Genomic DNA, 13,742 nt, shown 5'->3' with positions numbered 1-13,742 from the left:
CTGCCATCTTTGAGGTGGGAAACACGTCCCGCGCTGGCGACATCAACATGCAGCGCTCCGTAGCGAACGGCGCCTGAGACAAGTGCGTCTCGGCAGGATTGAACGACGCTCAGCGACGTACCGGGCTTAGGTCGCAGAGGCTTGAGCAGGTATATGCTGCGAAACCATCCCCCGTCCCCTCCGCCGTTTTGAACCGGCAACAAGGATCTTGGGATGGCGGTCCCACTCAAGGAGGATATTGGAGGAGCGGTGGGAGCAATACTGGCAAGAAGCCCCGGATTCGGTGCCGCGGACGGAGCATGCTGATCGAGATTGGTCCCGCCTCTTGAGGCCGATGTACCTGTCCCGTCGAAGCCTGTTGCAGAAATTGCGCTCCCATTGGTTGCCAGACCTGCAGAATTCATATTGCCGCCAGTGAGTGTTCCGTTCCCGGCTGGGCTATGTCCCGCTCCGCGACTGGAGCCGAGCGACCCACCTGCGTTGACTGCACCGCTCGCGCTTCCCCTCGCGCTAACGCTATTTGTCCCGATACCTGCATTGGCGGCCACCCCTGTCGAGCTACTATCGACTCCCAGTGCGCCACTTATCCCATTCGAGCCGACGGCGGCGCCAACCGAAGCGCCGCTTCGTCCAGCACTAGCACCTCCGCCTGCACTGAGCCCATTAGACCCAGCACTTACACTAGCCGAGCCTCCTCCTGCGGCTGTATCAACTTCACCTCCAGTACCACTGCGACCAAGGCTGCCGCTCGCGGAGGCCTGATTGCCGCCGCTGCCGAGCCCTGCTCCCGCACTGAGCCCGTCGGATCCAATGCTGGCGCTCGCTCCCGCGCCTAGACCGACTGCACCTGCGCTCACTCCAACATCGAACGCAGCCCCCGCCCGGACCTGCGCAACCGTAAAGACTGATAGGAACAGAGCCATAAGGGAGAACTTTGCACCCAAAACTGGTTGAGCTCGGTCGATCGCGAGACTACCCGCCACTGTCACGCTCCTGCAGGCACGACGAAGTACGTTCGGATCTTCAGACTATTGACCAAACGAGCGTGAGCAAGGCGGGCATAAGGCGATGTAGAGTACCCACTGCGGGTAGGGGCCGACCATGTGCGAACGGGTCTGCTCCTAAGTTGGCCAAGAAAGATGCTCATAGCGGACATAGAGCCCACCTAGAGTCGGAGAACCTCTTGCACTTGGCGGGGGCTCAGACAGGTAAATGAGGTTGTTGCAGAGTTTCGCATCGGTTTCTGTCGAGTTGGCTCATTGTTGCGACAAACCCGCAATCAGCGGAGTGCCGTCACTGCGCCGGATACGTTGAGCAGGCACATAATGCCGGACTGGCGGACCTGGCGTGCATTCGCCCGGGCGTACACGACTCTCACCGCCATCGGAGCCATGAGCCCACCGTCTGAAGTGCGGCTCACCCGCCCAACGCTGGCTGTGTCTACCTGCACAGCCCCGTAAGGAAGCGCTGCCGTAACAATGGAGGCGCGACAGGCTTGTACAATCTGACCTGGAACGCTGGGTCGCTGAGCAAGTGGCTCTTGGAAGTCTGCAGTCGCTGAGCCTGACGCTTCAAGCCGGGGTAGAAGGGAGAGCGGCAGAGCTAATCCGGCGCTAGTTCCCTTGACCTGCAGTGCGGTCGAAGTTGGCGCAGCTGGCAGACTTGTCGCATTTGCGGTCGGGTGCAGACCTGCGGCGGCCTGGGTCGCGCGTAAACTCGTAGTGCTTGTCGTAGCTGGTGCTGCTGGCGGGGATGCTGAAGCCGGCGTGTTTCCGGTTTTACCCCCACTGTTACTGCTAGTCTGACTGGTTATGCCTCCACCGCTTGCGGCGCCTCTGGGGTCAACACTGCCTCCTCCCGCACCGCCGTGGCGGGAACCGTCACGGTTCCCGGCACTTTGATTGTTAGGTCCACCAATGCTCCCGCCACCTTTGCCGCCACCTGAGGGACTGTCGCCGGTGCCTCCACTTCTTTGGCTGGCGCTGCCACTGTTCCCGGAACCAAGACTCCCGCCGCCTCCGCTGTTCCCACCACCTTTGCCCACGCCATTTCCGTTGGCTTGTCCACCGCCGCCGCTGCTCCCGGTGCTGCCGCCGCTACTCACGCTGCCCTGGCTGCCGCCACCGCTATTTCCGTTGCCTCGGCCGCCTCCACTCCCGCCACCATCTCCCGCTTTCCCGCCGCCCCCATGATCATTGCCGTGTCCTCCGGCTCCAGAACTGTCGCCCCTGCTACCTTCTCCGTCTCCACCCTTGGCGAAGCCGGGCTGCGTTGCCAGGAATGAAATGGTGATGATGGAAATGAGTGACACCCGAAGCATGGCTACTCCAGAAAGCCGCTGTGGTCACACGGGCGTGCGCAGGCTTCCGCGGCATGGTCTTGTGCCAACCTGTTCTCGTGGGGTGCCATGCTCCGAGACCTAGTTTCGAGGATAATCCCCGGGAGGTTGCCGTTGGAGCCCCCGAGAGATCCGCGGTAAGCAGAGTTGCGCTCTGCTAGCTAATGAGCCATCTGCACTCGTGATATGTCCGGTATTGGAACCGAATTGTGGCGTCAGGGAACGTTTTATTGGCAATTCGGAAGGATGATCCTTTTGGATGCTCCCAATAAAGAAGGGGAAAGGAGCCACGTCAGACCAAAACTCCGTCAGCGTTGCCGCTGCTGACCAATCATCGCACCCCCATAAGCCTCTCGAGGGTCACTCTGACCCACTTACTATTAAGGGAATTGTCGCAAGAGTTTGTTTCAGAGTTTCAGTTAATCCTCCCTGGGCTCAGGGATGGAGTGTAGCGTGTTCAAGGGCAGGCATTTTGATCGCTCAGCCATCCTGCTCTGTGTCAGGTGGCACTTGGCTTGCAGCTGAGCCTGCGTGATCTTGAGGAGATGATGGCCGGGCGCGGCATCACCGCCGACCATGCTACGATCCACTGCCGGACAGTCCGCTATGCGCCGCTCCTGCTGGAGCAGTTCAATTGCGGAGCAGTGTGAGCTGCTCACCTTATGATCGCTTCACAGAACTCTATCTCCTCTTTTGCCCCGTTCCGAATTTGCCACGCAACCTGGGGAGATCGTTCGGGCTGATACGCATCGCGCCCGGCATCTGTCCATTGAACGACCCAGCTTGAAAACTCATGCTCGGGCACGAACCCTGGCCTGCATCGATCTGTCTGATCAGGAGAGATGCTGAGCGAAATGCTTGTTCATCTCGAACATGCTGACCATGTCCTTGCCGCCGAAGACAGCCCGAAGCTTGTCATCGGCCAAGATCTCGCGCTTGTTCGCGGGATTCTGCAGATTGTTGGCCTTGATGTACTCCCAGACCTTGCTCACCACCTCCGTCCGCGGGAGCGGTGCCGATCCGACAACGGCCGCGAGTTCGCTCGAAGGCTGGAGCGGTTTCGCCAGGGCAGGGTTCGGCTTCTTGGCTGCTTTGGCTTCGGTCATGGTGAAACTCCTCAAGGACGCCTCACTGCCATCTGCAGAGGCAAAGGGGGCGGGACCATGGCCAGCAAGAGCTGAACACTTCCTTAATTCCACTCTGGCAATGCAGATCTCAGGGTGGTGGGTTCACATGACGTGCCCGATCGTCACCACCCACGCCGTTTGCCTTGTGGCTTGGCCATCATCTGCCGCATCGCTTCCTCCGCCCGAGCTTTGGCTTCTGCGTCATGGCTGAGGTTGCGGACTTCCGACGGCTCCTCTTGTTGACTGATGCCATTCTTGCGGGCGCGCCACTGCTTCGCCTGCGCAGCATTGGCCGCCGCGTTGGCCAGCTTCTCCAAGCGATCCAACTGGGGCGTACTGGCTGTCTCGTTCATTCCGGGTTGTTCGTCCTCTTGCTCGGGGCGCTTTGCCATCTCTTTAGCTTCCTTAGGATCAGCGTCGTGACGTACGATCAGCTGTTATGTGACTCCATCTCGGGCGTTATGGGTTAACTTCGTCTTAACCATAAAGGTCCGAGGTAAGCCGATGCGGAAGATACATCCCGGCTTCATCGCTCTCGCCGTCCTCCTGGGCCCTGCCACATTGATCGTTGCCCACGAGACAATCACCCGCTCTCCAGCCCAGCAGGTGTTCGAGGCGTTCGATCCTCCACCGACTGTGCGGCAGGCATACACACAGTGTGCCGTGACCCCAAAGACACAACGGTCACGCCAGTGTGACGAGTACGTCAGCTTCTTCGAGCAATGCGCGGCTCGGACGCATGAGTGCGACCCGCAATCCGTTTACGAGGTTCTTACCAAGCTCATTCTCTCGGGACGCCCGGAAAGTCCGAAGGATGATAGATTGGCCATCCGAACCGACATCTGATTGCGTCTCCGGTGGCAGCACGAAAGCAAAGCAGGAAAATGCAGCCGGTATGCGGGGCCCTGCAACCAAGCCGCAAGTCGCCCCTCGATCCAGGGCGCCCGCCTCGAAAGCGCAGTTTCAAGGTGGTACTCGGCCTGCGACAGAGGCCTGAAGCGCTCGGCCAGATCGCCAGCCTCGATCTGCCGATCATCGGACGCCTTCGTTTCGTGGAAGCGCATCACCTCGAGGTTCGTCAGGACCGCGCCGCATCATCGTGTTCCGAACCGATGGTGTGCGTCGTCACACAGCGGCTCGTCGTGCGCGAATCTATATGGATCATGCGATGCCGGAACACATCGCACGCGCTCTGGTGAGAGGTCTGGTGCTCAGCCCCTCGCCGGGGCGCTTCGTACTTGTGCACAGGGTTCAGTTGCACTTCCAGCGTTCATGGCGCATTGTGGTGGCGTGATGTTGCAACCGGCATCACAAAAGCGCCCTGACAGTGAGCTCCGCACGGCTAATTCTGTCAGGGCGTTGTCGTTTGTGAGCGCCTTGCTGTCATCGGCGGGAAGCATATCTTCATCGTGCCGTTTCTCTCCCTTGGACCAACAACGCCTTGATCGAGGCTTCAAGACAGCATCTCGGCCAAGGTGTCGTTGTATCTCCGCACAGGCTAATTCAGATCGACCACATCTCACTCCGTGATCAAGTGTTGAATCCAAAGCTCGGCAAACTGAGCAGGGCAACGATTTCTTTGAAATCGGCTTACCTGGTCCGAGCGGCCCATCATCGAGAACTTGAGGGGCAAAGGCCGGCGGCTGAGCGGAAACCATAGTGCGCGGTTCAAGATTGCCTCCCGCATCGTCCGCCATATACGAGTAAGAAGTTCCTCGATCCCTTGCATTCACTGGGTTCCAAGACCATTCGCCGCCGTTTTCTCCCCACCCCGTCATTCGCCCGCCTGATCCAGCGCGAGAGGGGCGGGCTGCACCACCTTGAGGGCTTCTTCCCCGAGCAGCGGGATCGGTCGTCCTGGGTCCGCCTCGAAGAGGAAAGAGGCCTGCTGATCCTCAAGACGGGCGGCCCGGTCAGCGAGGTTGAGGATCAGACGGAAATTCCGGTATCCCATGCCCATGTGCTTCTCGATGTCTGCGCCGGCGAGGTCGACTATACCCGGACAGCTCTGCCAATCGGCGACGGTCATGCTCTTGTTGACGAGCTTAGCCGGCCTCGCGTCCTGCACCTCGTCACCGTGGAGTTTGACGGCGTCGAGGAGGCGAGGGGCTTCCGTCCTCTAGAGTGGTTCGGGCCTGAGGTGACGGCGGATCCTCGCTATACCAACCAGGCCATCGCTCTGAGAGGCCTCGATCAGGTTCCTGAGATCGGCCCTGTATCCCGTTTTATCGCCCAGGCAGTTAAGGATGTTCGCAAAGTCTCATATCATTCGATCGCGGGTCCTGCCTACACTCGCCTGAACCTTGCAGAAAGGCGATGGCATGAAGCGGTTGGTCACGGTCACCGGTCCTATCACAACCGCCCAGCTGCATGGGTACCTCCTCGAGGAAAGGCTGTTGGATCAAATAATGATCCAGGTCAGCGACAGGGAGAACGGCAACTTGGAGGTTGCCTTTCACGAGCGGGATCGGCGCTACCTGTCGCAGTTCTCTGCCGCACAGCAAGCCGAATGGCTGCAGGACGCAATGACCCATATTGAATCTGGGTGTCCGTTGAAGACGCCTGATGGGAGGTCAGCCTGGATCACTGATGAAGTGCCAGCCAGACCAAGTTCCTCCATCAAAGCCATGAGGCCAGCGCGACAGGAGCACGACCTACCACCAGGCTTGGAGTTCTTGAGGCGAAGCTAACTCTTGTTCTCGGGGAGACCGAGCTTCTGAAACAGATGGGCTGCCAACAGCGCATCGTTCAAAGCATCGTGCTCGGCACGCAGGTGAGCAATGCTGATGCCGGCCTGCGAGCAAGCCTGACGGAGCTTGCCAGGAAGCCCGGATCGCTTGGCCAGAGCCATGGTGCAATAAAAGCGCTCTCGTGGATAGATCGGCTGTCCTGTGCGCTCGAACTCCCGTTTGAGGGTGTTGTACTCGTAGGCATAGTTGTGGGCGATGATTGTATCAGCGCCGACGAAGTCGATCAGGTCGTGAATCACATGCTCAAAGTACGGCTCATCCTCCAAGTCAGCCAATGAAATGCGATGCACTGCGTAGCAGAAGGGGCTCATGGATGACCGGGGCTTGACCCGTCGGACGAACGAGCGCGGGGAGATAGCCCCGCCGATGACTTCAACAGCGGCGATTTCGATGACATGATCGTAAGATTGTGCTGTTTCGACGTCGATAACCACATGTCTAATCATGATGGACTGCAAGGCAAGAGACAGAGAAATCGGCTCACGAGGAGGTTTCTGGAAGAGAGACGACCCAATTACCAGACGGCGAATCCGGATGCGAGGCCGATCTCGATATAATCGGCAACCCGAAGGGCATCTTGCACGGCACCTAGGTCATGTGGGAAAACAGACCTATAGTCTGACACAAGACCTAGCTAACAGCCTTGGCTAGCGCCAGCTTCCAGACGCTTTTGCCAAAAATGGCGTCAGATCAGAACAAGCCGAACTTCGTTCAACCCTAACGAGCAGCCTGAGGATCCGCAGCTGTCCCTGTAACAGGCTCCTGCTTAGCTGCAGAGGCTGACAAGTTACCGCAGTTCCCGTTTTGTTCTGGATTTTCCGCACTGTTCGGGATAGCCTCAGTTCGATCCAGATATTTTGATGTGCGGAGCCATTATGAGCTTGGATAAGAATAAGGCGATCGAGACAGCGGTCGCCCAGATCGAGCGTGCCTTTGGTAAGGGCGCCATCATGCGTCTCGGCGGCGATCAGGTGGTTGAGGTCGAGACAATCTCCACCGGCTCGCTTGGCTTGGATATTGCTCTTGGTGTGGGCGGTCTGCCGAAGGGACGGATCATCGAGATCTACGGCCCAGAATCTTCCGGCAAGACCACTCTGACCCTGCATGCGATTGCGGAGGCGCAGAAGAAGGGTGGAGTGTGCGCCTTCATCGATGCCGAGCATGCCCTAGATCCGAGCTATGCCCGCAAGCTGGGGGTTGATCTCGACGATCTCATCGTCTCCCAGCCGGACAATGGCGAACAGGCGCTTGAGATTGCTGACACCATGGTCCGCTCTGGCGCGATCGACGTTGTGATCATCGACTCCGTCGCTGCGCTCACACCAAAGGCGGAGATCGAAGGTGAGATGGGCGAGAGCCGTCCTGGTCTCCAGGCCCGGCTGATGAGCCAAGCCCTGCGCAAGCTCACTGGCTCGATCCACCGCACCAACACACTGGTGATCTTCATCAACCAGATCCGCATGAAGATCGGCGTCATGTACGGCTCGCCGGAGACGACCACGGGCGGCAACGCCCTGAAGTTCTATGCCTCGGTTCGGCTTGATATTCGCCGGACCTCGACTCTCAAGGACCGCGACGAGCCAATCGGCAACCAAGTGCGCGTAAAAGTGGTCAAGAACAAGGTCGCGCCACCGTTCAAGCAAGTCGAGTTCGACATCATGTTCGGCGAAGGCATCTCCAAGATGGGTGAGCTCATCGATCTTGGCGTGAAGGCGAACGTGGTGGAAAAGTCCGGCGCCTGGTTCTCTTATGACAGCCAGCGGCTGGGTCAGGGCCGCGAGAACGCCAAGACCTTCCTGAAAGACAATCCCGAGATTGCGACTGACATCGAGAGCAAGATCCGCCAAAACGCTGGTCTCCTGATGCACGATTTGCAGGCAAACGATACCGGCGATGCCGTTGCCGACGACGTGGCATAGTCAAGAGAAAGGCCGGTTGAAGAGCCGGCCTTTTGCTCAACCAATTTTGGCGACGTGTTCACCGGCATTGAGCGTGGACGCCGAGCCCGACGAACAGCAGCAATCTCCTGAGCTACGACGCTCCGATGCTGGAAGCATTTTGCTGGAACCTGCGACGCACTGCGTTCGTTTGATCCAGACTAAGGCATCGTGCGGAAAAGTGGATCCGGTGAGGACCAGCCTGCCTCAGTGGTGAGCCGCCCGTTTCTTATGAGATGTGCGATGCCGCTGGACGCTACCGGTGTTCTGCGGAATTCCAAGGACACCCTTGACCCCGCCGCCGACGCCGCCCGTCATGCCGCCAACGGCACCGCCGACTGCTCCGCCAACGGGACCAGCAGCCCGATTGCCCACGGCGGCTCCTTGCTCGGCGCCGCGTATGATGCCCTGTGCTTGAACAGCGGCAGGCAGAGCGAGAACAGCCAATCCGAGCGCAGAAAGGAAAACATAGCTTTTCATAGAGTTCCTCCTCTTTGCAAAGACTTCAAATCCGATCGGGAGAGGAGGTCCCATGCCGAATGCTCGTCTCGATGTCAGCCCCGGAGAGCCGAAGCTCGTCGATCCCTTTGCGACAGTAGACGGCGACGCGACAGGAAATGCTATGTGCAGCGCAGCAGATGCAACCGCTCAACATTCGTTTCATCCCGTTCTACGACTGATAGCTCCGCTCGTTCTCGACACAGTTTGGGATGGCGGACAGGCTGCCCGTTCCATTGTCTATCATGGGCATGCACCTCAGCCGAGCCAACGGTGAGGAGTGACGTCATCGACGCCTCTTGATCAGGCCCCTGTTGCCGACTTGGTCAGCAGACGATTTGCGGTCGCACTCCCTCACAAGCCGAACCACAGTTGGCGGGGCTTCCTCCTCACAGGGAACGCTTCCGAAGTCTTCATCTGTCACACCGCGTGCGGCGCACGAGCCACCTGAGAGGTAGAGGCGACCGCCTCCCGCTATGACCTTCAGGTAGTGTTCGCTCAGCGCGCCGACGCCTAAAGGATCGGACGTGTCATCGAACTCACGCCCGATGCTTTGAGCGTTTGTTTCAAAGCATCGTTTCACGCAAAACTGGTTCCCGCTTTTGCGTCCGATGCTCTAGTCCAGTCAGGGCGCTCCTAACCTGCTCACGCATCAGTTGAACTGCATTTCCTGCTAAGAAAGCGCGGATCTCATGACCTGCCTCAACTGCCGCCGCTGCGACAAAGATCGCGAGCGTTGCCTTGGTTGGGTACTCAGGGCCACAGGGGATATGGACGAGAAGACCGGCATATTGGTCTCTAGGAGCGTTGCCTCTGCGGATTATGCTCGTGGCCTGCTCTGGCTTCAACAGGGGGCCTCTGACTATTCCAGCTCAATCCGTCGAGCCCTACCCCAAACGTCAGTTAAGCTTCATCACTTTCGGATAAGCGTGCGGTCGGCAACTTGGTTTGATCCTCGGGACGACGGCTCTGCCGCAGCCATCGCGCGACGCCCTGTCCGCACAATTGCCACAAATGACCGCTGTTTTTCACGACAGAGACCCGATAAGGGCGGGAACATAGGGGCATTTACCGGCACTGCGTGCCGCTAATGAAAGTGTTTCGATGCAGGCTCTGCACCCGATTGAAGCTCCGACGGCTACGTCTCCTTTCCCAACTCATGCCGTGCTGAACCAGTCTCTCGATTCCGGTGAACTCAACTGGTTGGGAGAACGGCTGCGGATCGCCTGTGGGCCAGTCGACGTTTCCCTCCCGCCTCGCTTGTCAGAGCTCGTGGAGCAGCTCGCGCGACTTGAGCAGCGCAAGGCTTAAATTTGAACCATTACATCATTACGATTGCAGGCACCTGCCTACGATAGAAAGGAATACACTCATGGCTGGCAAATCCCGCGCGCGACCTTCGTTCAAGAAGCACACCAAACGCTACAAGGAGGTGATCGCCCCAGCCAAGATCCTCGAAGGGATGAAGAAACTCACCAAGAAGAGGAGATACGCCAACCGCCACGGTTAGCCAAGTATGACCCCTTTCAGATTCCGTAGAGCCTGATCGCATCGCTCGACATGTTCGCCGGCTCGTCGTTGTACCTCAACAGTGTTGCGGCAGGGTGCATCGACCTCTTCCTTGCAGAACGGGCAAATCATCGACGTGACCTCCTCTTTAATGGTCCGTCAGGCCAACAAAGATGCACGATCAGGGTTCCGGTTAGTCATTTTCCGGTTCTATAGGAAGAGGCACTGCTGGTGAACGCAGGGGCGGACGCACTTTGAATTTGAGCATCCGAGCTTCACGCTGAATGCCATTTCGTCATGAGACGTCAGGATCACTGTCATCAAAAAGCCAAGGTATCTGGCCTTGATTTCGATATGAGCAAAGCTCCGAAGCGCCCGCGCCAACGTGACAGCCTCAGACAGCCGGGTGATGTGGCTGGTTCGCAACCCCCGAAATCCTCCAACCGCAAGCCGCGCGTGGCTCCGAAGCGCAATGTAGACACGGTATCGGACTCCGTGAGCGCAGAACTGGCCAGAGGAGCGATGGAAGGCCCAGAGGGCAGTTCTGTCCCAAGCGGAGGATCCAAACGGGGCGATCCTCTCGCCAGAGACCGGAGCTTTGTCGCCAAAGGCAACCAGAACGTGTCGGATCAGCAAAGCCCACACAGCGGAGTCGAGGACGAGCAGTCGGTACAGACGGTCGCACTGGCGGATGATTATGGTCCAACAAGCCTCAATCAGGGCATCGCGGGTGGTCTAGCTCAACAGACTAGCGAAGGCGCAGAGATTCCAGCTAACGTGAGGCAGGAATCAACTCAGCATCACCTCATTGCCTCTGATCCCGAGGCGGACAGTGGTGGAGATGATGAAGACCCATCCCGCATGGCTGCTGAGGCGACATCGGATCGAGTGAGGAATGCCCCAGGACGGGTGAAGGTCTGGACCCAAGAGGGAATGGCGGGTGGGATTCAGATGAACCAGCAGACTGATGAGCGAGCAAACCCCATCTACATTCTTGCTGCCATCACTCTCGGCATCCCGGCTCTTCTGACAGTTCCCTTGATCGGATTGAATCCTGGAGTCCAGGAAGGCACTTTCACCACTGTTCTGGGCTTTGTCCTGCTGTCCGCCTTTGTGACGGCAGTGGTGTTTGAAATCAAGAGGCTCGTTGATCAGCCGTCCGACGCTGATCACCACTAGAACATTTTTCGGAGGAGTGGATCCGATTCGCCGTCAACAATGCGGCACAGCCAAGACGAGAGGTGATTCCACGCCAGTGGAAACGGCTCTAGAGAGTGTCATCGCTTGATCCGATCAAGTGTAGCGGCTAGGCAGAGAATGCCCATGAATGATGTGGCGGGGTCTTCGGCTGATCTGTGCCCAGTCCACGCCGGTAATCGAATGTCCTATGGGGGCGAACTGCCCTTCGGGGTGATCTTCGCCGACGCCGAGCGTTGAGCCTCAGAGCTGGATTGGGAGGACAGTTGGTCCCAGACCAAGCGGCGCCGTCGAGCCGCTGTCCAAGCATAACGGGGATCGCCTTCCAAGTGGTGGAGGTAATCACTGAGGCGGTTGCGCTCCAACCAGGTCAAAGCTGCCTCGAGTTCAGGCAGGGTCATCTGGCCTTGTCCCTTGTTGCCGAACACCCGCTTCAGCACCGCATTGGAGCGATGGTAGAGCCCCTCACCAACATGCGGCACCTGCAGGCCGGCTTCGTCCTCCACTGCCTGAGCGGCAACGGCCTCACCGATGCGAGCCCGCAGCCGCCTTTCCGTTGCGGATGGCGGCTCGATCAGGTGTGCTTGGTCGGCTCTTTGTTCTCGGCGGGCCTCTCTGAAGACCGGGCCAGGCTTGAGCGTTGCGAAGCGTAGACCCAACGCATTGCTCTCCAAGGGCGTAATTCCACGTCCCTCTCCTTCATCCCGGTGTGCCGCGAGATGCTCGGCGAGCCAAGATGGTGTCTCCGCCTCAGCATTGCGCTGGCGTTGACGGGCCAGCATCCCCTGCTCAGCCTCGATGCTGTGGCGGAAGCGGACAAACAGCGGATCGTCCGGGTGGAAGACGAGGGCGCGTTGGCTCTCGTAGGGACCAGCATGACGATCCACTCGCGTGGCTCGGGTGATCATCTGTTCAAGCCAGGGGCGGCTGCGGATGTGGGTGAGGGCAGCCACCACCGCGACCTCCGGCGCATCGAGCCCCTCATAGGCCATGGCCACTGTGACCAGGATCGCCGGCTCCGGTGTCAGCCGAAAGGCGGCCAGCGCCTCGGGTGCACCACGCTCATTCGAGATCGCCAATCGCACCTCCCTCTCGGCCTACCGGAGTGGCATCCTGCTTCGCAGCATCTCACAGTAGCGTTGGGCGCTATGCTGATCAGGTGCTACCACGAGCAGCTTGCCGAGACCCAGGACGGCCTCATCGGCAGCCAGCCCCCGCTCAGCCCGCCGGCGTGATCTGAGATTGCATGTGGCCCTGAAGGCCTCCTGGAGCAACTCCTTGGCAAAGCCGATCCGCAGAGTGGTGAACAGGGCAGGGCGGGTGGTCTCGGTCGGGTAGGGGTCGGACAGGCGATGGGGGCCAGCCGGACGTCGTCCATCGCGGTTCGCCCTGCCTGCAACCAACTGGCTTCACCATCGAGGGCACCAAAGGTGATGGGGAGCACCGCGCGCTCGGCTACCGCCTGAGCTCGTGAGTAGCCGGTGATCGCCCAGCCGGGAGCCTCCAGATCAACCTCCTGCGTGCCAGCGTCGGGTCCAGTGCGAGAAGGCAGCCACAGGATGCGCCGGCCATCCGCACGTTCCAGGGTCCCCGAGAGAAGCAAGCGCAGGGCTGCGGACTCCAGAAGCGGCAGCAGCGCCCGGCTCCAAGCTGAGGCATCTTCGTTCAGGGAAGGGGCTCGGCCGGTACTTGCGGAAGCGACTGCCTCATACTCGCTCAGAGTGGGCAGGTGATGCACCTCATCAACCACGAGCAGGGTGCGATGGCGGCGGAGTTCGGCCAGATGCAGATCCGGTGCCGCCGCGATCGCCTGGTAAGTGGTGATGTACCCAGCCAAGCCCCGGCTCGGGTTTGATTCGTTGTCGGCTGCACGAACTGAGAGCCCGTGGCCAAGCACGGCTCGCCAGACCGGGTCGGTAAAGGCCTCTTCGGCTTGTAGGCGGAGGCTGTCGCGGGGCACAACCCAGCAAATGCGCTCGGCGTAGCCGGCCTCGATCAGGCGAGCCGCAGCAATCACGGGGAGGAGGGACTTGCCGCCGCCAGGCATCACTGCCGCCAGGATCTCGGTCACTCCCGTCGCTTCCTCGCGTGCGATTGCAGCGACAAGGCCTGCAAGAGCCTGCTGATGCGCGCGTAGGGGCTTTTGAGAAGACGTGGGCATATGGACCCGTCCGAAGGCAAATCACCAGCATCCAGCATGGGGCGTTTCCGGCGACGTGTGAATCCCTCCGCCAGTGCGGCGCACTCTTGAGATCACTCAGCGGCCGCAAGACGCTCTGACTTTTAATCAGAGAGTCCTGGGTTCGAGTCCCAGCGCGCTCACCAACAATATCAAAGGGTTGCCGGCATTTGCCCTTTGAGCCGTTTTCTCCCAGGTAGCCAATAG

At 59.5% G+C, this 13,742-nt stretch carries 10 protein-coding genes, 1 tRNA gene and 1 pseudogene; 5 read left to right on the top strand and 7 right to left on the bottom strand.

From position 1 onward, the window contains the following. Nucleotides 1–2,791: 2,791 nt before the first annotated feature. Nucleotides 2,792–2,973 (top strand): annotated as a pseudogene (locus tag HPT29_RS22865) (IS6 family transposase); the annotation flags it as partial. 198 nt (nucleotides 2,974–3,171) lie between these two features. On the opposite strand, the gene HPT29_RS22860 reads toward HPT29_RS22865, so the two are convergent. The 4 genes from HPT29_RS22860 to HPT29_RS22845 form a co-directional block, all read right to left on the bottom strand. Beyond that, nucleotides 3,172–3,444 carry an SWIB/MDM2 domain-containing protein gene (locus HPT29_RS22860; RefSeq protein ID WP_247654499.1) on the bottom strand — a complete coding sequence of 91 codons (273 nt, stop codon included), beginning with the start codon at nucleotides 3,442–3,444 and terminating at the stop codon, nucleotides 3,172–3,174. Between the two features lie 143 nt (nucleotides 3,445–3,587). Then, nucleotides 3,588–3,857 carry a hypothetical protein gene (locus HPT29_RS22855; RefSeq protein WP_173946898.1) on the bottom strand — a complete coding sequence of 90 codons (270 nt, stop codon included), beginning with the start codon at nucleotides 3,855–3,857 and terminating at the stop codon, nucleotides 3,588–3,590. Between the two features lie 1,382 nt (nucleotides 3,858–5,239). After that, on the bottom strand, nucleotides 5,240–5,494 hold the full coding sequence (locus HPT29_RS22850; protein ID WP_173946899.1) for a hypothetical protein: 255 nt from the start codon (nucleotides 5,492–5,494) through the stop codon (nucleotides 5,240–5,242). Between the two features lie 657 nt (nucleotides 5,495–6,151). Continuing rightward, nucleotides 6,152–6,649: a 3'-5' exonuclease gene (locus HPT29_RS22845; protein WP_259060296.1), complete on the bottom strand. Its 498-nt coding sequence runs from the start codon at nucleotides 6,647–6,649 to the stop codon at nucleotides 6,152–6,154. Between the two features lie 441 nt (nucleotides 6,650–7,090). Between HPT29_RS22845 and recA the strand changes: the two genes are divergently transcribed. After that, entirely contained in the window at nucleotides 7,091–8,134 is a 1,044-nt protein-coding gene (gene recA / locus HPT29_RS22840; RefSeq protein ID WP_285892598.1) for a recombinase RecA, read from the top strand. Between the two features lie 332 nt (nucleotides 8,135–8,466). On the opposite strand, the gene HPT29_RS28930 is transcribed toward recA, so the two are convergent. Next, the gene (locus HPT29_RS28930) at nucleotides 8,467–8,622 is read right to left on the bottom strand and encodes a hypothetical protein (RefSeq protein ID WP_173946902.1); all 156 of its coding nucleotides are present in this window, start codon (nucleotides 8,620–8,622) and stop codon (nucleotides 8,467–8,469) included. Between the two features lie 1,400 nt (nucleotides 8,623–10,022). On the opposite strand from HPT29_RS28930, the gene HPT29_RS22830 reads away from it, so the two are divergent. Continuing rightward, a complete protein-coding gene (locus tag HPT29_RS22830) occupies nucleotides 10,023–10,160 on the top strand; it encodes a hypothetical protein (protein ID WP_173946903.1) in 138 nt (45 codons plus the stop codon). 296 nt (nucleotides 10,161–10,456) lie between these two features. Next, nucleotides 10,457–11,338, top strand: coding sequence for a hypothetical protein (locus tag HPT29_RS22825; protein ID WP_173946904.1), 882 nt, complete (start codon nucleotides 10,457–10,459; stop codon nucleotides 11,336–11,338). A 206-nt stretch (nucleotides 11,339–11,544) separates the two neighbouring features. Here the strand turns inward: HPT29_RS22825 and HPT29_RS22820 are convergent, their stop codons facing one another. After that, entirely contained in the window at nucleotides 11,545–12,435 is an 891-nt protein-coding gene (locus HPT29_RS22820; protein WP_259060294.1) for a helicase C-terminal domain-containing protein, read from the bottom strand. An 83-nt stretch (nucleotides 12,436–12,518) separates the two neighbouring features. Further along, a complete protein-coding gene (locus tag HPT29_RS22815) occupies nucleotides 12,519–13,517 on the bottom strand; it encodes a DEAD/DEAH box helicase (RefSeq protein ID WP_259060292.1) in 999 nt (332 codons plus the stop codon). An 88-nt stretch (nucleotides 13,518–13,605) separates the two neighbouring features. Here HPT29_RS22815 and HPT29_RS22810 point away from each other — a divergent pair. Next, nucleotides 13,606–13,681 (top strand) — tRNA-Lys (locus HPT29_RS22810). Nucleotides 13,682–13,742 lie beyond the last annotated feature (61 nt).

Source organism: Microvirga terrae (genome assembly GCF_013307435.2).
GTDB classification, from domain to species: Bacteria; Pseudomonadota; Alphaproteobacteria; order Rhizobiales; family Beijerinckiaceae; genus Microvirga; species Microvirga terrae.
Note: the sequence above shows the minus strand (reverse complement) of the source record. Positions and strands in the feature narration are given on the sequence as shown.